Source organism: Bradyrhizobium genosp. SA-4 str. CB756 (genome assembly GCF_000473125.1).
Classification (GTDB): Bacteria; Pseudomonadota; Alphaproteobacteria; order Rhizobiales; family Xanthobacteraceae; genus Bradyrhizobium; species Bradyrhizobium arachidis.
On sequence record NZ_KI421499.1, the window covers coordinates 404721 to 422065 of the forward strand.

Annotated in this window: 24 protein-coding genes and 1 pseudogene; 10 read left to right on the forward strand and 15 right to left on the reverse strand. The window is 65.2% G+C overall.

Going from position 1 to position 17345, the window contains the following annotated elements:
* Nucleotides 1-129: 129 nt before the first annotated feature.
* Nucleotides 130-906 carry a hypothetical protein gene (locus BRAGE_RS0101915; protein WP_027560724.1) on the reverse strand — a complete coding sequence of 259 codons (777 nt, stop codon included), beginning with the start codon at nt 904-906 and terminating at the stop codon, nt 130-132.
* Between the two features lie 367 nt (nt 907-1273).
* Here BRAGE_RS0101915 and BRAGE_RS47615 point away from each other — a divergent pair.
* Nucleotides 1274-2466 (forward strand): annotated as a pseudogene (locus tag BRAGE_RS47615) (L,D-transpeptidase family protein).
* Between the two features lie 58 nt (nt 2467-2524).
* On the opposite strand, the gene BRAGE_RS0101930 reads toward BRAGE_RS47615, so the two are convergent.
* A complete protein-coding gene (locus BRAGE_RS0101930; RefSeq protein ID WP_027560722.1) occupies nt 2525-3487 on the reverse strand; it encodes a D-2-hydroxyacid dehydrogenase family protein in 963 nt (320 codons plus the stop codon).
* Between the two features lie 132 nt (nt 3488-3619).
* Complete coding sequence (locus BRAGE_RS0101935; RefSeq protein WP_027560721.1) at nt 3620-3835, reverse strand: hypothetical protein; 216 nt, start codon at nt 3833-3835, stop codon at nt 3620-3622.
* 235 nt (nt 3836-4070) lie between these two features.
* Between BRAGE_RS0101935 and ettA the strand changes: the two genes are divergently transcribed.
* On the forward strand, nt 4071-5720 hold the full coding sequence (gene ettA / locus BRAGE_RS0101940; RefSeq protein WP_027560720.1) for an energy-dependent translational throttle protein EttA: 1650 nt from the start codon (nt 4071-4073) through the stop codon (nt 5718-5720).
* A 7-nt stretch (nt 5721-5727) separates the two neighbouring features.
* Entirely contained in the window at nt 5728-6954 is a 1227-nt protein-coding gene (locus BRAGE_RS0101945) for a lytic murein transglycosylase (protein WP_027560719.1), read from the forward strand.
* An 81-nt stretch (nt 6955-7035) separates the two neighbouring features.
* Here BRAGE_RS0101945 and BRAGE_RS0101950 read toward each other — a convergent pair whose 3' ends face one another.
* Complete coding sequence (locus tag BRAGE_RS0101950; RefSeq protein WP_027560718.1) at nt 7036-7320, reverse strand: hypothetical protein; 285 nt, start codon at nt 7318-7320, stop codon at nt 7036-7038.
* 222 nt (nt 7321-7542) lie between these two features.
* Nucleotides 7543-7866, reverse strand: a complete 324-nt coding sequence (locus BRAGE_RS0101960) for a hypothetical protein (protein WP_027560717.1) — start codon at nt 7864-7866, stop codon at nt 7543-7545.
* A 128-nt stretch (nt 7867-7994) separates the two neighbouring features.
* On the opposite strand from BRAGE_RS0101960, the gene BRAGE_RS0101965 reads away from it, so the two are divergent.
* The 3 genes from BRAGE_RS0101965 (at nt 7995) to bfr (ending at nt 9348) form a co-directional block, all read left to right on the forward strand.
* Nucleotides 7995-8303: a hypothetical protein gene (locus tag BRAGE_RS0101965; RefSeq protein ID WP_027560716.1), complete on the forward strand. Its 309-nt coding sequence runs from the start codon at nt 7995-7997 to the stop codon at nt 8301-8303.
* Between the two features lie 150 nt (nt 8304-8453).
* Nucleotides 8454-8726, forward strand: coding sequence for a (2Fe-2S)-binding protein (locus tag BRAGE_RS0101970; RefSeq protein WP_027560715.1), 273 nt, complete (start codon nt 8454-8456; stop codon nt 8724-8726).
* Between the two features lie 133 nt (nt 8727-8859).
* Nucleotides 8860-9348 carry a bacterioferritin gene (gene bfr / locus BRAGE_RS0101975; protein WP_011089420.1) on the forward strand — a complete coding sequence of 163 codons (489 nt, stop codon included), beginning with the start codon at nt 8860-8862 and terminating at the stop codon, nt 9346-9348.
* A 177-nt stretch (nt 9349-9525) separates the two neighbouring features.
* Here bfr and BRAGE_RS0101980 read toward each other — a convergent pair whose 3' ends face one another.
* The 4 genes from BRAGE_RS0101980 to BRAGE_RS0101995 form a co-directional block, all read right to left on the reverse strand.
* Nucleotides 9526-10128, reverse strand: a complete 603-nt coding sequence (locus tag BRAGE_RS0101980; protein WP_027560714.1) for a pyridoxamine 5'-phosphate oxidase family protein — start codon at nt 10126-10128, stop codon at nt 9526-9528.
* A 76-nt stretch (nt 10129-10204) separates the two neighbouring features.
* Nucleotides 10205-10549 carry a hypothetical protein gene (locus BRAGE_RS0101985; RefSeq protein WP_027560713.1) on the reverse strand — a complete coding sequence of 115 codons (345 nt, stop codon included), beginning with the start codon at nt 10547-10549 and terminating at the stop codon, nt 10205-10207.
* Between the two features lie 127 nt (nt 10550-10676).
* Nucleotides 10677-11018 carry an MmcQ/YjbR family DNA-binding protein gene (locus BRAGE_RS0101990; RefSeq protein ID WP_027560712.1) on the reverse strand — a complete coding sequence of 114 codons (342 nt, stop codon included), beginning with the start codon at nt 11016-11018 and terminating at the stop codon, nt 10677-10679.
* Between the two features lie 18 nt (nt 11019-11036).
* Nucleotides 11037-12098 (reverse strand): alpha/beta fold hydrolase, encoded by a 1062-nt coding sequence (locus BRAGE_RS0101995; protein WP_027560711.1) that lies wholly within the window; start codon nt 12096-12098, stop codon nt 11037-11039.
* Between the two features lie 125 nt (nt 12099-12223).
* Here BRAGE_RS0101995 and BRAGE_RS0102000 point away from each other — a divergent pair, with 125 nt between their 5' ends.
* Nucleotides 12224-12490 (forward strand): DUF2277 domain-containing protein, encoded by a 267-nt coding sequence (locus BRAGE_RS0102000; RefSeq protein WP_027560710.1) that lies wholly within the window; start codon nt 12224-12226, stop codon nt 12488-12490.
* An 84-nt stretch (nt 12491-12574) separates the two neighbouring features.
* On the forward strand, nt 12575-12790 hold the full coding sequence (locus BRAGE_RS0102005) for a hypothetical protein (RefSeq protein ID WP_027560709.1): 216 nt from the start codon (nt 12575-12577) through the stop codon (nt 12788-12790).
* Between the two features lie 15 nt (nt 12791-12805).
* On the opposite strand, the gene BRAGE_RS0102010 is transcribed toward BRAGE_RS0102005, so the two are convergent.
* Entirely contained in the window at nt 12806-13318 is a 513-nt protein-coding gene (locus BRAGE_RS0102010; RefSeq protein WP_027560708.1) for a collagen-like protein, read from the reverse strand.
* 158 nt (nt 13319-13476) lie between these two features.
* Here BRAGE_RS0102010 and BRAGE_RS47620 point away from each other — a divergent pair, with 158 nt between their 5' ends.
* Entirely contained in the window at nt 13477-13722 is a 246-nt protein-coding gene (locus BRAGE_RS47620; RefSeq protein ID WP_027560707.1) for a hypothetical protein, read from the forward strand.
* Here the strand turns inward: BRAGE_RS47620 and BRAGE_RS0102020 are convergent.
* Together BRAGE_RS0102020 and BRAGE_RS0102025 are read right to left on the reverse strand one after the other, a co-directional pair.
* Nucleotides 13719-13964 (reverse strand): helix-turn-helix domain-containing protein, encoded by a 246-nt coding sequence (locus BRAGE_RS0102020; RefSeq protein WP_027560706.1) that lies wholly within the window; start codon nt 13962-13964, stop codon nt 13719-13721. The two genes, BRAGE_RS47620 and BRAGE_RS0102020, sit on opposite strands and share 4 nt — an antisense overlap.
* Nucleotides 13965-14294: 330 nt before the next feature.
* Nucleotides 14295-15062: an SDR family NAD(P)-dependent oxidoreductase gene (locus tag BRAGE_RS0102025; RefSeq protein ID WP_027560705.1), complete on the reverse strand. Its 768-nt coding sequence runs from the start codon at nt 15060-15062 to the stop codon at nt 14295-14297.
* A 111-nt stretch (nt 15063-15173) separates the two neighbouring features.
* Here BRAGE_RS0102025 and BRAGE_RS0102030 point away from each other — a divergent pair, with 111 nt between their 5' ends.
* The gene (locus BRAGE_RS0102030; RefSeq protein WP_027560704.1) at nt 15174-15659 is read left to right on the forward strand and encodes a molecular chaperone DnaJ; all 486 of its coding nucleotides are present in this window, start codon (nt 15174-15176) and stop codon (nt 15657-15659) included.
* A 132-nt stretch (nt 15660-15791) separates the two neighbouring features.
* Here BRAGE_RS0102030 and BRAGE_RS0102035 read toward each other — a convergent pair whose 3' ends face one another.
* The 3 genes from BRAGE_RS0102035 to BRAGE_RS0102045 form a co-directional block, all read right to left on the reverse strand.
* Entirely contained in the window at nt 15792-16427 is a 636-nt protein-coding gene (locus tag BRAGE_RS0102035) for a hypothetical protein (RefSeq protein WP_027560703.1), read from the reverse strand.
* A gap of 94 nt (nt 16428-16521) precedes the next feature.
* Nucleotides 16522-16773 (reverse strand): hypothetical protein, encoded by a 252-nt coding sequence (locus BRAGE_RS0102040; RefSeq protein WP_027560702.1) that lies wholly within the window; start codon nt 16771-16773, stop codon nt 16522-16524.
* A gap of 241 nt (nt 16774-17014) precedes the next feature.
* Nucleotides 17015-17275: a hypothetical protein gene (locus BRAGE_RS0102045; RefSeq protein ID WP_027560701.1), complete on the reverse strand. Its 261-nt coding sequence runs from the start codon at nt 17273-17275 to the stop codon at nt 17015-17017.
* Between the last annotated feature and the right edge of the window lie 70 nt (nt 17276-17345).

A 17345-nucleotide genomic window follows, 5' to 3' on the forward strand; every position in this document is an offset into this window, starting at 1 on the left:
TCATGGCCGGGCTCGACCCGGCCATCCACGCCTTGCGCGCAATACAAAGAATGTGGATGCCCGGGACAAGCCCGGGCATGACGAATTCTTCTGAGCGATTAGCCTGCCGCCAGCGGGGCAGGTGAAGCGTCACCGGGTGCGCGTGGTCGTCGTTGCGAAGGTCTGCTGACCGAACGGATCGAACTGTTGCCGCAACTGCTGAGGCGGCGGGCGGCGCACCTCGCGGTGCCGCTTCTTCGCCTTGGGCTTGGTCGCCTTGCTCTCCGGCTTGCTGGTGTCGGACTTGGCCTTGGCGGGCGCGGCCTTCGCGGCCGCCGGATCGTTCAGCGCCGCTAGCCTGGTCGTCGCAACGTCGAGTGCCGCGGCGGCCATCGCTCGGCTGGGATCAACGGCTGCATCAACCGGCGCCGGCGCGCTGGCGGTCGCGACAACGGCAGGCGTGGCGTCGACGATCGTGGCCGTGGTGTCGGCGGGGGTGAGCGTGTCGGCCGGCGCAGGCGCTGCGGTTTCCGCCGGCGTCTCGATCTTGGTTTCGCTCTTTGTCTCCACTTGGGCCGGTTCGGCCGGCGCGGCGTCGGCCGGCGGCGCGACGACCTGTGGCTGCGCGTCGGTCTCGCTCGTCAGCGCGGCCATCTGCTCGGGCAGTCCGATGGTCGGCACCTGGTCACGCAGCGACGGCGTCAGCTCGACCGCCGCCTCCGGCTCGGCCCGCAAGACTGCGAGCACCGGCTGGGCAGGCTCAGAGGCTTGCGCGAACACCTTCTCCTGCGGACCGTTCCGCCAGGAGGGGTTGCTGACATATTGCTCATGGGTCGCCCGCAGCAGCGCGGCGGCGCCTAGGCCGAACACCAGGATGGAGGTTGACAGCAGGATCGCGGCAAGCAGGAAGCGAAAGCCGGGAAGCATCGGACGGGTTGCGAATTTCCGCCCCGACGGCGGTGCCGGGGCCCATGAGCCATCTGAACGCGGTGACGGTACTGATTGCCGCGTTCGCCACGCGGGGATCGGAGCTCAAAGCAATGGCGAATCAGGCTGATTCGACCATATCGCAACGCCTCCGCGCCGTTCCCTAAAATTCGGGGCGGAAGACTCCGGCAATTTACGGCGCGATGCGATTTCCCGCCCGTGATGCAACGGGGCAACGGTGCTCTTGCGGATCACAAATCGGCAAATCCGGCGCAGATAACCCTGATATGTCTTGAATGTGCCGCGATCTTCGGTCATCTGGCCGTTAACGGCTCGGACGGGGCCCGGGGGCTATACAAGAGCGATGATGATCAAACACTTTCTGACGATATGCGCTGCCGCAACAGTCGCTGCGGCGGGAACCTCGCGCGCGCAGGCTCAGAGCTATCCGGTCCAGCAGGCGCCGAGCTATGGCGCCCCGGCCCAATATCGGCCCGGCGACCGTACCCCGAATTTCGACGCGCTGGACGAAGACGACGACGCGGTGCCGCAGGCCTCGCTGCCGCCGCCCGGCCCCGGCGGTCCGATCATGTCGCCAGACGATCCGCGCTATGGCCGCCCGGCTGGCGCGCCGCCGGTCTACTCCGCCGCGCCGCAGGGGCCGGTGATGTCGCCGGATGATCCGCGTTATGGCCGCCCGGCCGGCGCCCCGGTGTACTCGGCAGCGCCGCCGCAGGGCCCGGTAATGTCGCCCGACGATCCCCGCTACGGCCGCCCCGCCGGCCCGCCGCCGGTGATCTATGCCGACCGTCCGGGCCAGGCGCCCGCCAATGACGGCCTGCGTCCGCCGGAGGCCGTTGGTGGCCCCGCCGCGACGGGAACGGTTCAGGCTGGCCAGCCGCCGGCGGCGCCGATGTGCCGGCGATGACGGTCGCTTCGCTGCCGCCGGAGGAGCAGCCCGATGCTGCGCCAGCGCAACTGGCGCCGAACCTGCGTCGCCAGGAGGTCGCGTTCCAGACCAAGGAGCCGGCCGGCACACTCGTGGTCGATACGCCCAACACCTATCTCTATTACGTGCTCGGCGGCGGCCGCGCGATCCGCTACGGCGTCCGCGTCGGCCGCGACGGCTTCACCTGGACCGGCGTGCAGAAGATCACCCGCAAGGCGGAGTGGCCGGATTGGCATCCGCCGACGGAAATGATCGAGCGCCAGCCCTATCTGCCGCGCTTCATGGCCGGTGGCCCCGGCAATCCGCTCGGCGCCCGCGCGATGTATCTCGGCTCGACCGTCTACCGCATCCACGGCACCAACCAGCCCTCGACGATCGGCAAGTTCGTGTCGTCGGGATGTATCGGCATGCTGAACGAGGACGTCTCGGACCTGTTCGACCGTGTCAAGGTCGGCACTCGCGTGGTGGTGATGCCGGGTGGTCCGGCGCCGGGAACGGCGACTGCGTCCGCTGCGCCTGCGCCCGCTCCTGTGTCTGCCCAGGCGGGCCCGGTCCCCGGCACGCAGCCGACGGTGGTGCCGCCGCTGCCCGCGCCGGTCACCGTGCGCTAAGCGCTTCGAACCAGTTCAAGTCGCGAAAGGGCGTGCCAAACGGCACGCCCTTTTCGTTTCAGGCCAACTTGCGCGGCAGGTCGCCGCCCTTGGTGAAGGTGTCGATCGCCTCGACCATCTGACCGTAATGAATGCGCAGGCCATCCTCGGTCGCGTAGCCGAGATGCGGCGTCAGCACGAGATTGTCGAGCTTGCGGAAGGGATGGTCGACCGGGAGCGGCTCGACCGAGAAGACATCGATGCCGGCGCCCGCGATCTTCTTCTGCTGCAAGGCCTCGAGCAGCGCCGCCTCATCGACAATGGGTCCGCGCGCGGTGTTGACCAGGAAGGCCGTCGGCTTCATCCGCGCGAGGTCGGCACGGCCGACGAGGCCGCGCGAGCGCTCGCTCAGCACCACATGGATGGTGACGATGTCGGCCTTGGCGAACAGCTCCTCCTTGGTGGCGTAGCCGACGCCGGCCGCCGCGCATTTCTCCGGCGTCAGGTTCGGGCTCCACGCGATCACGTTCATGCCGAACGCCTTCGCAATCCCCGCCATCTTGGTGCCGAGCTTGCCGAGCCCGACGACGCCGAGCGTCATCCCCTCGATCTCGACGCCGGCAAAAGTCTGCCAGGGCTCACCCGCATGCATCCGCGCATTCTCGCGGCCGATGCCGCGGGTCAGCTCCAGGATCAGGCCCATGGTGAGCGGCGCGGTCGGATCGCGTGAATATTGCGTACCGCCGATGATGACACCGCGCGCTTTCGCGGCCTCCATGTCGATCGAAGCATTGCGCATGCCCGAGGTGAGCAACAGCTTCAGCTTCGGCAAGCTGTCGAACAGGCTCTTGGGGAACGCAGTGCGCTCGCGCATCGCGCAGATGATCTCGAAGTCCGCGAGCGCGCTGGCCGCGGCCTGCTCCGAAGCAAAGGGATGGCTGAACACGGTGACGTCGACGCGATCCGACAATCTCTGCCAGTCGGCGACGTCGAGGGCGAGGTTGAAATAGTCGTCGAGAATTGCGCAGCGCAGCCGGCTCATCAGCTTCATCCATGGCGAGAGGGGACGGCGCTGGGCGATGGGCGCCATCGTCGGAACCGGGCCATGGTTGCGCGCAATCAGCCTCGCGCGCAAGCAGCTTGCGTCTTCAAAAATGCCATAGGAGGGAGGCGCTTAGAGGTCGCGGGGCTTCAGCCGGATCGGCGCATCGATGCCATGCTTGGCGCGCCAGGCGGGGCCGGGGCCGCGCATATAGTGCAGCTCGGGCCGGTAGGGGTTGAAGGCGGTGGCGAGGAAGCGCTTCCAGAAGCCCTTGATCTCCGACACGACGCCGGAGACGGGCCCGACTTCTGCCGGAACAGGAAGAGAATGGGTTTCGATCAGGGCCATGACGCTGTCTCGCTGTTCTCCCCACTCATTCTGAGCGGGTGGCGCTGTTTCCGCGCGAAACCGAGCTTTGGCCTGCTTTATTAAAAAATGGTTTCAATTGTCCGGATCTGCGTCCGGATGGTGTCCGGACCGTATTCATCCGTGGTGAACGGAGGGAAAACGTTGCCCTTTGGGGGCGGGATCGTTACATCGGCGGCTAAGCAAATCTCCTCAAATTGAAGGTTTCACGGGACCGATGGCGCGCCAGTTCATCTATTTCATGCAGGGCCTGACCAAGAGCTACCCGACCCGGAAGGTGCTCGATAACATCCATCTGAGCTTCTACCCGGACGCCAAGATCGGCGTGCTCGGCGTCAACGGCTCGGGCAAGTCGACGCTGCTCAAGATCATGGCCGGCCTCGACAAGGAATATACCGGCGAGGCCTGGGTCGCCGAGGGCGCCCGTGTCGGCTATCTCGAGCAAGAACCGCACCTCGATCCGGCGCTATCGGTGCGCGAGAACGTCATGCAGGGCGTCGCCAAGCAGAAGGCGATCCTCGACCGCTACAACGAGCTCGCCGTCAACTATTCGGACGAGACCGCCGACGAGATGACCAAGCTGCAGGACGAGATCGAGGCCCAGGGCCTGTGGGATCTCGACAGCAAGGTCGACCAGGCCATGGACGCGCTGCGCTGCCCGCCCGACGATGCCGACGTCACGAAACTCTCCGGCGGTGAACGCCGCCGCGTCGCGCTGTGCCGCCTTTTGCTCGACCAGCCCGAGCTTTTGCTGCTCGACGAGCCGACCAACCATCTCGACGCTGAATCCGTGTCTTGGCTCGAAGGTCACCTCCGCAACTATCCCGGCGCGATCCTGATCGTGACCCACGACCGCTACTTCCTCGACAACGTCACCGGGTGGATACTCGAGCTCGATCGCGGCCGCGGCATTCCCTACGAGGGCAACTACTCGTCCTGGCTGGTGCAGAAGCAGAAGCGCCTCGAGCAGGAAGGCCGCGAGGAGGCCGCGCATCAGAAGACGCTGGCCCGCGAGCAGGAGTGGGTCGCGTCCTCGCCGAAGGCACGCCAGGCCAAGTCGAAGGCGCGCTATCAGCGCTATGAGGAGCTGCTCAAGCAGGCGAGCGAGAAGCAGACCCAGACCGCGCAGATCATCATCCCGGTCGCCGAGCGGCTCGGCGCCAACGTGGTCGACTTCGAAACGCTCAGCAAAGGCTATGGCGATCGCCTGCTGATCGACGATCTCACCTTCAAGCTGCCGCCCGGCGGCATCGTCGGCGTGATCGGCGCCAACGGCGCCGGCAAGACCACGCTGTTCAAGATGATCACCAAGCAGGAAACGCCGGACAAGGGCACGATCACGGTCGGCGAGACCGTGCATCTCGGCTATGTCGACCAGTCGCGCGATGCGCTCGACGGCAAGAAGACCGTGTGGGAGGAAATCTCCGGCGGCAACGAGCTGATCCTGCTCGGCAAGAAGGAAGTGAACTCGCGCGGCTATTGCTCGTCGTTCAACTTCAAGGGCGCCGACCAGCAGAAGAAGGTCGGCGCGCTCTCCGGCGGTGAACGCAACCGTGTCCATCTCGCCAAGATGCTGAAGTCCGGCGCCAACGTCCTGCTGCTCGACGAGCCGACCAACGATCTCGACGTCGACACGCTGCGTGCGCTCGAAGAGGCGCTGGAGGATTTCGCCGGCTGCGCCGTCATCATCAGCCACGATCGCTGGTTCCTCGACCGTATCGCGACCCACATCCTGGCCTTCGAAGGCGACAGCCATGTCGAATGGTTCGAAGGCAACTTCCAGGACTACGAGAAGGACAAGATGCGCCGGCTCGGCCAGGACAGCATCATTCCGCATCGCGTGAAGTACAAGAAGCTGACGCGGTGATGGCGGCATGATGCGGAGGGCGCTCATCGCTGCGGTGATCGCGGTCACCTGCACCTGGTCGCCCGCCCGTGCCGCCGACGCGGCCTTCACGCAGTTCATCACTTCGCTCTGGCCGGAGGCGCAGGCCGCCGGCGTGTCGCGCGCGACGTTCGATCAGCAGACGCGCGGGCTCGAGCCTGACTACAAGCTGCCCGATCTGATCCTGCCGGGCCGGCCCGCGACCGGCGCGCCGTCGCAGGCCGAGTTCGTGCAGGTGCCTGCCGACTACGTCAAGGAAGCTTCGATTGCGCGGCTTGCGGGCGAGGGGCAGCGGCTGCTGCAGAAATATCGTCCGCAACTGACCGAGATCGAGAAGAAGTCAGGTGTGCCCGCCACCGTGATGCTCGCGATCTGGGGACGCGAGACCGATTACGGCCGCTACACGCTGCCTTACGATCTCGTCCGGGTGCTGGCGACGCAGGCCTATGTCGGCCGTCGCAAGGACACCTACCGCAACGAGTTCATCCTCTCGCTGAAGATCCTGGGCGAGGGCGTGGTGACGCGCAAGGACATGCGCTCGTCCTGGGCCGGAGCGACCGGGCTGACGCAATTCCTGCCGTCCGAATATTACAACCACGGCGTCGACTTCGACGGCGACGGCCGCATTGACATCTGGCACTCGGTCCCGGATGCGCTGGCCTCGGCCGCACAGCAACTCGTCAACAAGGGCTGGGAGAGTGGCGTGCGCTGGGCCTACGAGGTGCAAGCACCCGCAAAAGTCGATTGCATCACCGGCGTGCCGGAGGTGACGAAGCCGATCGGACAGTGGCTGCGTGAAGGCTTTGTTCCGGTGCGCGGGCAGAAGCTCAGCGCTGCCGAGCAGGCGCAGCCGGCGTCGCTGCTCCAGCCGGAAGGCATCTACGGTCCGTCGTTCCTGACCACGAAGAACTACTTCGTCATCAAGGAATACAATTTCTCCGACCTCTACGTGCTGTTCGTCGGCCATCTCAGCGACCGCATGACGAGCCCGCTGCCGTTCGCAACGCCATGGGCCGCCTCGAAACAGCTGCGCACCAAGGATGTCGAGACGATGCAGCGCGGGCTGACGCGCATCGGACTCTACAAGGACAAGATCGACGGCAAGGCCGGCATGCAGACGCGCGCCGCGCTCGGCGCCTACCAGAAGTCGGCGGGCCTGAAGGTCGATTGCTGGCCGAGCGAAGAGGTGCTGCGCTCGATCCAGGCGGCGCGATAGCGCGGCGGCCAAAAGAAAAAGCCCGGCCGATGGTCTCGGCCGGGCTTCGATCGCGGCGCTCATCAGCGCCTTGCGATCAGATCAGTAGCAAACGCGAACCGGGCGGACGACCCAACCGTAGCCGTCCCAATAGCGTTGGCGCTGCCAGTAGCAGGGCGGGGGCGGCGGGCCGGGCTCGGCGACGTAGACCGGACCACCATAGGCCGGACGGCTCGACGCGATGGCGCCGCCGACGATCGCGCCGCCGATCAGGCCGGCTGCGATGCCGGCGCCGACGCCGTCACCGGCTTTGGCGGGCGGAGTGGCGGTCACCAGCGAACCGGCAACCGTCGCAACCGTGAGGGCGGCAACTAAAGTCTTCTTCATGCTCTTGGCTCTCCTGGGAGATGGGTTCCTCTTGTTAGAGGCGCCCGGGTTTCAAAGGTTCACGCACACTCTGATGGAATTGGTCTTGCAGCTAGGAAGCGCGCAAATGGTCAATCCACGGTAAACGCACACGGAGCTGTGACGAGAAAAAGCGGTCTTTTTCGGGCCCCGAGATGAACGCCGTGTCCGTTGTGAACCGGGCCACACGCAGCTCAAGTCGCCTTAGCCGCAGACTCGGACGCGGCGGACGCGCCAGGCGTAGCCGTCCCAGAAGCGCTGCTTCTGCCAGACGCAGCCGCCGCCGTAATAGTCGTCGGCGACATAGCCCGGACCCGGCGCGTAGTAGCGGGGCGGGTAATAGCCCGGTTCATAATAGCCGGGGCCTGGTCCGTAATAATACGGAGACGCCAGCGCGCCCCCCACAATGGCGCCGCCGATGATCCCCGCCGCCACGCCCGCGGCAACGCCGCGCTGCGCATGGGCGGGTGTTCCGGCCGTCAGGGCCAGGGTGGCGACGGCAGCGACTGCCAGGAGCGACTTCTTCATAGGCTTGGCCTTTCAACTCTGGGAACTCTTTGGGACCTAAGTTCCATACTCCATTTGAACGATCGATGAACGGCACCTTTGCGGGGTGCGACCAATTAAATACGGATCGCAGGTTCGCCAAGGAGGCGATGATGGGTAATGCGATGATCAATGCCTTGATTGCTGCCGGGGTCATCTTTGCGATCGGTTACGGCTGGATCAGCCATCTGCAGAACCGGGGCCGGCGTTCGCGCGCAGCGGCCGGCACGGATGGCGGCAGTGGCGGCGGCGACACCTATTCGGGATCGAGCGACGGCTTCTCGCTGGGGAGCTGGTTTTCCAGCGACAGCTCGTCAGGCTCGAGCGACAGCGGCAGCTGTTCGAGCAGCGATGGCGGCAGCAGTGGCGGGGATTGCGGAGGCGGCGGCGATGGTGGTGGAGGCGGTGGCGGCAACTGATCTTGATCCACCGCAATACCGTATTTTAGAGCCGTTCTAGGCTGTTTCCGGGCTAGTTTGGAATAGCTTCAAATACCGGTTTTTCCCTTTGCATCCGGACGGCCCGTTAAATATCGATGATGACGCATCACCGAAGGGCCTACCGCTTCCATGATCGTTTGTTCCTGTAACGTGCTGAGCGATGATGACATCCGCGCCGCCGTCGCCGAGTCCGACGATGCCGTGCGTCATGCCAAGCAGGTCTATGGATGCCTCGGTTGCAGTGCCGAATGCGGCCGCTGCGCGCGCACGATCAAGACCATCATCGATGAAGCCCTCGGCCCCTGCGCCAAGTCCTGCTGCTCCGGCTGCCCGCACAGCCACACGGTGGCCGCCAATGACGAGACGGCCGAGCCCGCCGAGTTCGCTTTAGCTGCCTGCTGAAAACTTCCGCAATCCCGGCTGAGCTTTTCCCCGGCTGCGTCCCCGTAGCCGGTTGCCCTCATCCATAAACTGACTTAGAAGCATTCTAAATTCGGTTTGGGGCCGATTTGGACTGCAAGAGCTGGAGTGAACCATGCAGGGCGACGCAAAAGTCATCGACTATCTCAACAAGGCGCTGCGTCACGAGCTAACTGCGATCAACCAGTACTGGCTGCACTACCGCTTCCTCGACAATTGGGGCCTCCTCGACATGGCCAAGGTCTGGCGCAAGGAGTCCATCGAGGAGATGGAGCACGCCGACAAGCTCACCGCGCGCATCCTGTTCTTCGACGGCTTCCCGAATATGCAGGTGCTCGATCCCCTGCGCATCGGCCAGAACGTCAAGGAGATCATCGAGTGCGACCTCGCTGCCGAGATGAGCGCCCGCGCGCTCTACCAGGAAGCGGCGACCTACTGCCACGGCGTCAAGGACTACGTCACGCGCGACCTGTTCGAGAAGCTGATGAGCGATGAGGAGCACCACATCGACTTCCTCGAGACTCAGCTCGACCTGATCGGCCGCATCGGCCTCGAGCTCTACACCCAGAAGCACGTCGGCGGGCTCGAGGGCGAGGGGCATTAAGCTCCGGCGTCTACCACACACTCCGATGTCGTCCCTGCGAAAGCAGGGACCCATAACCACAGGGAGTAGTGTGGCGCGAGCAGGTCACCACGAGTCTTCGCCAAACCACTCCCTGTGGTTATGGGTCCCGGATCGCGCTTCGCTTGTCCGGGACGACACCGTGATTGCGGCGGCCGCCTACAACTGCGTCTTGTAGCGCGCTTCCACGATCTCCTGGCTCTCCGGTTCGCCGAGGCCGGTCTGGTCGTGAATGACCTCGCCGATGCTCGGCATCACCGAGCGCTGCACCTTCTCCGGCGACCACAGCTTTGAGCGCATCAGCGCCTTGCCGCAGTGGAAGTAGACTTCGCTGACCGCAACGTTCAGCACCGCGCGCGGCGGCTTGCCGAATTCCACCATGGATGCGAGCAGATCCGGATCGGCCGACAGCGTGCCGCGGCCGCCGACGCGCAGCGTCTCGTCGATCCCAGGCACGAAGAACAACAGGTGCACGAAACCCGAGCCTTCGACGACGTTGCGAAAGCTGTCGATCCGGTTGTTGCCGGAGCGATCGGGCATCAGCAATTGATTGGGCCCGGCGACGTGGACGAAGCCGACGCTGCCGCCGCGCGGCGAGGCATCGACGCTGCCGTCAGCGCCCGACGTTGCCAACACGCAGAACGGCGACATCTCGATGAACTTTTTCGCATGCGCATCGATCGCGGGACGCGCCTTCGCGATCACGCGCGGGCTCGGCTTGGCATAGATGGTGGCGAGGTCTTCGGCGCAAAGATCGGTCAACGGCGTGCCTCCACATCAGCTTGGCGTCAAACTAGCCGATCGCGCCGCCTCCGGCCAATGGAAATACCACGAGGCATTAGACCGCATCCGCCGGCACGAAGCAGCTGATGATGATAGCGCCGCGGTGATGGACGTACCACACCACGGCTTGTCCAACCGGATTGCCGCGATCGCGGATGACGGCGCGCTCGGGCACCTCCATCCAATGTCCTTCGATCGGCACCCAATAGGCGCCGCCGCGCACATCGTAGTCGGTGCGATGGCCATCCGAGATGTCGCAGCACGGCACGCCGTTCGGCGCAATCACGCTCTTGAACCAGGCGCGGATGTCGGGCGGGACGTGATCGTACTGACCGTTGTCGAACGCAAAGGCGGTGCTCGTCGTCGCGGCCAGCCAAACGCACAGCGTGAGCCTGTGCATGCGATCCTCCGTCGCGTTTCGATTCGTATCGTTGGCGCGATTAAGCCCGAGCTGTCAGCGCATTGCATGCTCAAATAATATGCGGCGCGAGAGGCGGCGCACATGATGCGTTGCGATATGATCTTCGCTATCGCGTCTCGAGCGATGCGAGCAGCGATTTCGGCGCGACATTGCGCCAGGCCATCTCGAGCGCGCTTCGCAGCGTCACCGGATCGATCTTCGCCAGTTTCACATTCGTGCTGCCGCTCCTGCCCCAGGCGCCGGGCACCGGACGAAACATCTCCGGTTCCGCGTCGACGAGCACGGCCTGCTGGTCCGGCGTGAGCTTCACCATGCCCCATGTGTCATCGGGGTAGCCCAGGGTCGCGAACACGCGCTTGCCGGCGCGAAAGTCGGCATGGCCGTGATGTGCGCCCTCGATGACGCCGGGGAGCGCCAGTGCAGCCTTGCGAAAGCGAGCCTTCGACATGCTGTCCAGCTGCTCGTCTCACATCGTCCGCTGCGGCGCGGTTTGCAGCAATTGCTTGATCTGCTCGCTGTAGAATTTTGCGCTGCCCGTGGTGCCGTGGCCGCGCGTCTCCGTGCTCGCGGGAATGAGATACTGCTTTCCGTTCTTGACCCGCTTCATCGCAGCGTCCGTAATGCCCGTCTCGGGCGGGTTGCGCTCGTCGTCGGCGGAGTTGATCAGCAGCAGCGAGGCCTCGATCGCCTCCAGCTTCTCGCCGGCATTGTAGTCGTGCGAGGCTTCCCACTGGTAGACGAAGTCGTTGGCATCAGCCGTGATCGGCGTGGCCAGGCGGTCGTCGACGATCTTGTCGGCCCTGGCCGCGGTCGGCGCCTGTTGCTGATAGGCGAGCGTGCCGCCGATGCTGGCGATGCCGTAGGCGGTGATGGCGTATTTCATCATGCGCGGCTGGCTGGTGTAGTTGCCGCCGTTGTAGTCGGGATCGTTGCGGATGGTGTCGAGCATGATCCGTCGCATCATCCAGTTGCGCGAGGCCATCTCGGTCGGCTGCGAGGCCATCGGGATCAGCGCATCCATCGCCTTCGGATATTTCTCGCCCCACAGCCAGGTGTGCATGCCGCCCATCGAATTGCCGATGACGAGCCGCAGATGCTTGACGCCGAGCCCTTCGGTCACGAGGCGATACTGCGCCTCGACCATGTCGTCGTAATCGTATTTCGGAAAGCCCGTCTTCATGCCGTCGGACGGCTTTGACGATTTGCCGTGGCCGATGCCGTCGGGAATGATGATGTAGTATTTGGCGGCGTCGAGCGGCTGGCCTGGGCCGAACAGTTCGCCGGCAAAAGCAGGCGTCAGCATGCTCGCCGCTGATCCGCCCGAGCCGTGCAGTACCAGCACTGGCTGGCCGCTGGGCTCACCGACCGTGGTGTAGTGCAGCTTCAGCTCCGGCATCGTCTCGCCGGTGTGGAACTTGAAATCCCTGGCGATCCAGTCGCCCTGCTTCGGCGCCGGATAATCGGCGGCCATGACCGACGTTGAAATCGACAGCAGGATAGCCGACAGCGCGGCCGAAGACGCCTTCATGTTTCTCTCCCCGTGGCGGCTCGTCATCGGCGGCCGCATTGCTGCGGAACTTAGCAGAACTGCGCTTGACGATGTAGGATTTCGTCTGCGCCGATCGTCCTTATGGAAACCCCGGGAGAGATTGCATGTGCCGCAACATCAAGACGCTGTTCAACTTCGAGCCACCGGCGACGGAGGACGAGATCCATGCCAGCGCGCTCCAGTTCGTGCGCAAATTGTCCGGCTTCAACAAGCCGTCGCAGGCCAATGAGGAGGTGTTCGAGCGCGCGGTGGCGGAGGTCTCGGAAGCCGCGCGAAAACTCCTGGCCTCGCTGCACACCCATGCGCCGGCGCGCGACCGCGAGATCGAGGCGGAGAGGGCGAAGGAGCGCTCGCGGCTGCGCTTCGGCTGAGCCGTTCCGTGATCTGGCTCACGGTCGGAGGCGCCTCAAGCTGCGACGATGTCTGCCGGGGTTTTGACAGCCCGGAGCACGATCATGAGCCGCCCCCTTCTTCCGCTGAAAGCAGGTGCCATCATCTTCACGCTGCTGTGGACCGCGTGGATGATGTGGTGGAGCGGCTCGTTCTCGAGCGCGAACGTCGTCATCCTCGCTTTGTGCGGCGCGGCGGTCGGCTATCTCTGGTACCGGGCCATGCGCTGGCAGTTCGAGCGCATGGGCATGCTGTCGCGACGTGAGGATCGGACGGACTAGATTCGCCCGCCGGTCTTAGTGGCCGTGCTTCTTCTTTTTCTTCTTTTTCTTGTGATCGTCGTCATCGTCGTCATCGTCCTCGCCGTGCGTCTCGTCAGTCTCCTGCACGGCGGCTTCCAGCGCGGCGCGCTCGGCCGCCTCCTGCGCTTCCCGCTCGGCGGCTTCGCGCTCGCGCTGGCGGCGGCGCTCGTCCCAGGCGTCGAACAACTGATCCAGCCACGGCAGCACCTGCTCGATCGACGGCAGCTGGCCGGGCGGTCCGGCCTCGCCGCGCTCGCCCTGTGGCCCCGCCGGCCCTTGCGGTCCGACCGGTCCGCGCGCACCGGCGTCGCCGGCCTTGCCTGGCAGGCCGGGCTTGCCCTGCGGTCCGGCCTTTCCGGCCAGGCCAGGCTTGCCCTGAGGCCCCGGCTTGCCGCGCGCGCCGTCCGGCCCCCGCTTGCCCGGGTGACCCTGCGGTCCCGGCCGTCCCGGCTCGCCCTGCCGGCCCTGAGGCCCCTGTCGTCCTTGCCGGCCCTGTTCGTCTGCCACGCCACTACTCCCCTCTGCGGAAGCAAGCTACTTAGCGGCGTTTGACGACAGCAGCAATTCCGCCCGCGCCTCGCAGCGGGCTTGATCAACATCAATCGGCGCCATGGGATGCCGTGCCATTGAATGGCACGCGGAGACAAGCTCGCGAGGAGCAGCCGATGCGCGCAGCCTGGAAGATATTCTGCCTGTCCACCGCGACCTTTGCGGCGGCGCTCGGCCTTGCCTATCTGCTGGTGCCCGACGTCGTGCCGATCGCCTTTGCCGAGGAGCCGCAATCGTCATGGGCCGTCATGACGGCCTTCGTGCTCCGCGCCATCGAGCTGATCGCGGCCGCGGTCTCCGTCATCGCGCTTGCGGTTCTCGGCGGCGGAATGATCCGCCTCGCATGGCCGCGCGCGCACTAATCGTGATACGCGGGCACCTCGATGCCGGACGCCGCATAGATCCTGATCTTGTTGCGCAACGTGCGCACCGACAGGCCGAGCACACGCGCCGCGCGCGTGCGATTGCCGTCGCAGCGCGCGAGCGTCTGAAGCACGAGCTCGCGCTCGACCTCGTCGACGGTCGCGCCGATCAGCAGCGGAACGATCTGGTTGGGAGCGAGGAATTGTGCGTCCTGCGGCGCCGCGACATGAACAGTGGTCATCAACACACCCCGATCAACGCCCGCTTCCTTCGCTGGAAGCGGATCGAGAACAAACGACCCCCAAGCCGTAGAACCACGGTGGGCGGGTTTGGTTAATGAAAGGTTAACCAAACCCGATCGCACCAGATGACCTCAGGAATGCCGCGATGCGGCCGCGATTGGCACGAGATGCATAGTGATGCGGGACGATCTCGCGCGACATGTTCACTGTCATGCCCCGCGAAGGCGGGGCATCCAGTATTCCGAGACGCGTCCCACGAGGGGCCGCGGCGTACTGGATCGCCCGCCTGCGCGGGCGATGACACGAGCAAGTGGATGGAGCGTCGCGCCTCACACCGTACGATACCCGCCGTCCACCATCACGATCGTGCCGGTGACGTAGGCCGACAGATCAGAGGCGAGGAAGATCGCGGGGCCGACGATGTCCTCGGGCTTGCCGGTGCGCGCGAGCGGGGTGTGATCGACGAAGGCCTGCACCAGCGCCGGATTGGTCGCGCGTACATTGGCGTTGATGTTGGTTTCGATGAAGCCGGGCCCGATCGCGTTGACGCGCACGCCTTCCTTGCCGAGCTCGACTGCGAGCGCCTTGGTGAAGCCGAGCACGCCATGCTTCGAGGTGGTGTACGCCGCCGAGCTCGGCGTGCGCAGATGCACGAAGGACTGGATCGAGCCGATATTGACGATGCGGCCTTTGCTCGCGCGCAGGGGGCTAAGGAAGGCCTGCGTCATGTTGAAGACGCCGTTGAGGTTGAGCGAGATGATGTCGTTCCAGTCCTTAGCCACCGTCTCAATCTCGGCGGTGAAGGCGTTGCGGCGGGTGATGCCGGCATTGTTGACGAGGATCGAGACCTGTCCGACCTTGTCGGCCACTTGCTTCGCCAGCGCAAAGCAGTCCTCGCGCCGGGTCACGTCGAGCGCAAAGCTCTCGGCCTTGCCGCCAGCCTTGCGGATCTCCTGGGCGGCTTCAGCGACCGTGTCGGAATTGACGTCGAGCAGAACCACCTGCGCGCCCTCGCGGGCGTAGCCGGCCGCGATCGCCCGGCCGATGCCGGAGCCGGCGCCCGTGACGACGGCGATGTGGTTTGCGAGCAATGCCATGACAATTTCCTCCCGATTTCTTTTCGAAGTTTCACGAAAGGCTAACTCGAAATTAAGGGGTCGGAAACGGCGGCCTTGGCATACTGATCTTCATTGCTAAACGTTGCGCGCATGATGGAACGGCTGGACTCCTGGAAACTCGCTCTCGAACGCCTGCGCGCGGCACCGTCGGCCGACTTCGCCGAGGCGGGCCGGCTCGTCGCCGAGATCGCGCGGATGAGCACCGAACCGATGCTGCGGCAGGCGGCCGAGCAGGCGCTTCCGGTGCTGCGCCAGGCCGTGGACAATGACGATCACAGCGTCACGCTGGCGGCCCAGCGCCGCCTCGCTGTGGTCCTCGATGTGGTCCATGATCTCGCTGCGCCGCGCTTCGGCCGCCGCAACGCCGCGCCGAAAAAACTCTCCAGCGAGGATCGTGCCCGCAAGATGCTCGGCCTGCCGCTCGCGGTGCAGCTCACCTGCGATGACATCAACCAGGCCTATCGCCGCGCCGCCAAGGGCATGCATCCCGACCAGGGCGGCAGCACCGAGGCCTTCATCGACCTCGCCGCCGCGCGCGACATCCTGATCCATCCCGGCGCGCACAAGGACGCGTGAGCGCTCCAAGCGAGATCTCCTGGGGTGGGCAAAGGCGCATCGCGCCGTGCCCACGTCTTTCGTGATGGTGGATGGAAGTGGTGGGCACGCTTGCGCTTTGCCCACCCTACGGCAGTCGAGCGTGCGGCCGCCTCAGCTCTTGTTCACGCAGCTCGGATAGGGCGGGGCTTCCCCCGCCACGATCGGGCAGAGCGCGATCGGGCCGAGATCGCTCAGGCGCGTCTGCCAGCGTTCGTCCCTGACCGGCGGCTCGTCGGTCTCGGGGCCGCGCTCGGCCCACTGGATGGTGTAGTAGTCGCGCGTGCCTTTCAGCGTGATCAGCAGCGCGCTCTCGCTGTGGCGGGTCGGGCCGCTGTCGATGCGGCCGCAGCCGATCACCGCAGCGAAAGCCTCGAAGCCGCCGAATGTCATGGCGCCGAGCGGCTGCACCGCAAAGCTGTCGGGGCAGGCGGATTTGAAGCCGCCGGCGATCGTGGCGGCGAATGCTTCGGGCGAGTGACCCGGCGTCAGCGTCATGCCCTTCTCGCCTGTCACCGTGATCATCTGCGTCCAGCGCTCGGGCGTCTCGCCCTTGAGCACGGCTTCGCGGATGTAGTGGCCGCCCTTGGTGTTCTCGAACACCACGGTGAATTGCGAGGGCATCGCGAAGCTGACGAGCTGGCTGAAGATCGGCGAGATCACGCGGAAGGCTTGCGGCGCCTGCGCTTGCGCGGCCGCCGCGAGCAGGAGCGAAGCTGTGAGAACCGTTGCTGTCGTCGTCGGGCGCATCGTTCTGCTCCGAAGGCCGAAGGATAGAAACGCGAGCGGGCAAGGATGCTAGCATCGCATCCTTGCCCGGCCCTTGTCGTCCGCCGATCGGATCTTACCAGCTGCAGTGACCGGCCTTCAGCGCATGGTCCTTCAGCATCAGCGCGTCGACGAAGGTCGGCACGGTCTCGCTGGCGCGGTGATAGCCGGCTGGCCACGGCGTGGTCGGGATGCTCTCGTCCCAGATTTGGCAGAAGCCGGTGTCCTGCCAGCGGATCAGGTGATAGCTGGCTTCGGCGGGGCTCGCGGCGACGAAGGCCGTGACGGCAAGACCCGCGGCAGCGCACAGCATGGAAATACGACGCATGATAGCTCCTCAAATGAAAGATGTGATGCGCCTCCCGACAATGACGGGAGGAGGTGGCGCGGGACGCTTTCAGGCAGGCGCCCCGGACAAGATGTGAGTAGTTCCATCCGCAAAGCAGGTTCAAAGCGCGGCCGCGGGAAACGCCTGATTTCGCCTGAAAAAAAGCGAGGGCGCCGGCAAAGCAAAAGGGCGGACCGCTTTGTGCGATCCGCCCTTCCGAACGCGAGTCGTCGCGTGAGGCTTACAGCGTGCAGCGGCGCTCGGCGCGCAGCTTGATCTGGAGATTGGAGGCATCAGTGAAGGTGGGGAGCGGCTTGCTGACGACCTTGTAGGTCGACACCCCAATCTGGAACGGCTTGTACTTCAGGTCCTCGTTCCAGACCTGGCAGATGCCGGTGTTGTCCCAGCGGATCACGTAATAGCCGACCGCCGCCGACGCCGGCACGGCGAACACGGAACTGGCGATGCCGGCAACGGCACAGAGGGCGAGAACGCGACGCATGAAGTATCTCCTTGTGGGGAAGGGTGAGCGGAAAATTCGTGCGGTAAAGGCAGGTCCTTTGCAAGCCGGG

What these genes read in the sequence shown, in the direction of transcription:
- BRAGE_RS0101915 (WP_027560724.1), bottom strand. Translation starts at nt 906, where the DNA reads ATGCTTCCCGGCTTTCGCTTCCTGCTTGCCGCGATCCTGCTGTCAACC.
- BRAGE_RS0101930 (WP_027560722.1), bottom strand. Translation starts at nt 3,487, where the DNA reads ATGAGCCGGCTGCGCTGCGCAATTCTCGACGACTATTTCAACCTCGCC.
- BRAGE_RS0101935 (WP_027560721.1), bottom strand. Translation starts at nt 3,835, where the DNA reads ATGGCCCTGATCGAAACCCATTCTCTTCCTGTTCCGGCAGAAGTCGGG.
- ettA (WP_027560720.1), top strand. Translation starts at nt 4,071, where the DNA reads ATGGCGCGCCAGTTCATCTATTTCATGCAGGGCCTGACCAAGAGCTAC.
- BRAGE_RS0101945 (WP_027560719.1), top strand. Translation starts at nt 5,728, where the DNA reads ATGATGCGGAGGGCGCTCATCGCTGCGGTGATCGCGGTCACCTGCACC.
- BRAGE_RS0101950 (WP_027560718.1), bottom strand. Translation starts at nt 7,320, where the DNA reads ATGAAGAAGACTTTAGTTGCCGCCCTCACGGTTGCGACGGTTGCCGGT.
- BRAGE_RS0101960 (WP_027560717.1), bottom strand. Translation starts at nt 7,866, where the DNA reads ATGAAGAAGTCGCTCCTGGCAGTCGCTGCCGTCGCCACCCTGGCCCTG.
- BRAGE_RS0101965 (WP_027560716.1), top strand. Translation starts at nt 7,995, where the DNA reads ATGATGGGTAATGCGATGATCAATGCCTTGATTGCTGCCGGGGTCATC.
- BRAGE_RS0101970 (WP_027560715.1), top strand. Translation starts at nt 8,454, where the DNA reads ATGATCGTTTGTTCCTGTAACGTGCTGAGCGATGATGACATCCGCGCC.
- bfr (WP_011089420.1), top strand. Translation starts at nt 8,860, where the DNA reads ATGCAGGGCGACGCAAAAGTCATCGACTATCTCAACAAGGCGCTGCGT.
- BRAGE_RS0101985 (WP_027560713.1), bottom strand. Translation starts at nt 10,549, where the DNA reads ATGCACAGGCTCACGCTGTGCGTTTGGCTGGCCGCGACGACGAGCACC.
- BRAGE_RS0101990 (WP_027560712.1), bottom strand. Translation starts at nt 11,018, where the DNA reads ATGTCGAAGGCTCGCTTTCGCAAGGCTGCACTGGCGCTCCCCGGCGTC.
- BRAGE_RS0101995 (WP_027560711.1), bottom strand. Translation starts at nt 12,098, where the DNA reads ATGAAGGCGTCTTCGGCCGCGCTGTCGGCTATCCTGCTGTCGATTTCA.
- BRAGE_RS0102000 (WP_027560710.1), top strand. Translation starts at nt 12,224, where the DNA reads ATGTGCCGCAACATCAAGACGCTGTTCAACTTCGAGCCACCGGCGACG.
- BRAGE_RS0102005 (WP_027560709.1), top strand. Translation starts at nt 12,575, where the DNA reads ATGAGCCGCCCCCTTCTTCCGCTGAAAGCAGGTGCCATCATCTTCACG.
- BRAGE_RS47620 (WP_027560707.1), top strand. Translation starts at nt 13,477, where the DNA reads ATGCGCGCAGCCTGGAAGATATTCTGCCTGTCCACCGCGACCTTTGCG.
- BRAGE_RS0102020 (WP_027560706.1), bottom strand. Translation starts at nt 13,964, where the DNA reads ATGACCACTGTTCATGTCGCGGCGCCGCAGGACGCACAATTCCTCGCT.
- BRAGE_RS0102025 (WP_027560705.1), bottom strand. Translation starts at nt 15,062, where the DNA reads ATGGCATTGCTCGCAAACCACATCGCCGTCGTCACGGGCGCCGGCTCC.
- BRAGE_RS0102030 (WP_027560704.1), top strand. Translation starts at nt 15,174, where the DNA reads ATGATGGAACGGCTGGACTCCTGGAAACTCGCTCTCGAACGCCTGCGC.
- BRAGE_RS0102035 (WP_027560703.1), bottom strand. Translation starts at nt 16,427, where the DNA reads ATGCGCCCGACGACGACAGCAACGGTTCTCACAGCTTCGCTCCTGCTC.
- BRAGE_RS0102040 (WP_027560702.1), bottom strand. Translation starts at nt 16,773, where the DNA reads ATGCGTCGTATTTCCATGCTGTGCGCTGCCGCGGGTCTTGCCGTCACG.
- BRAGE_RS0102045 (WP_027560701.1), bottom strand. Translation starts at nt 17,275, where the DNA reads ATGCGTCGCGTTCTCGCCCTCTGTGCCGTTGCCGGCATCGCCAGTTCC.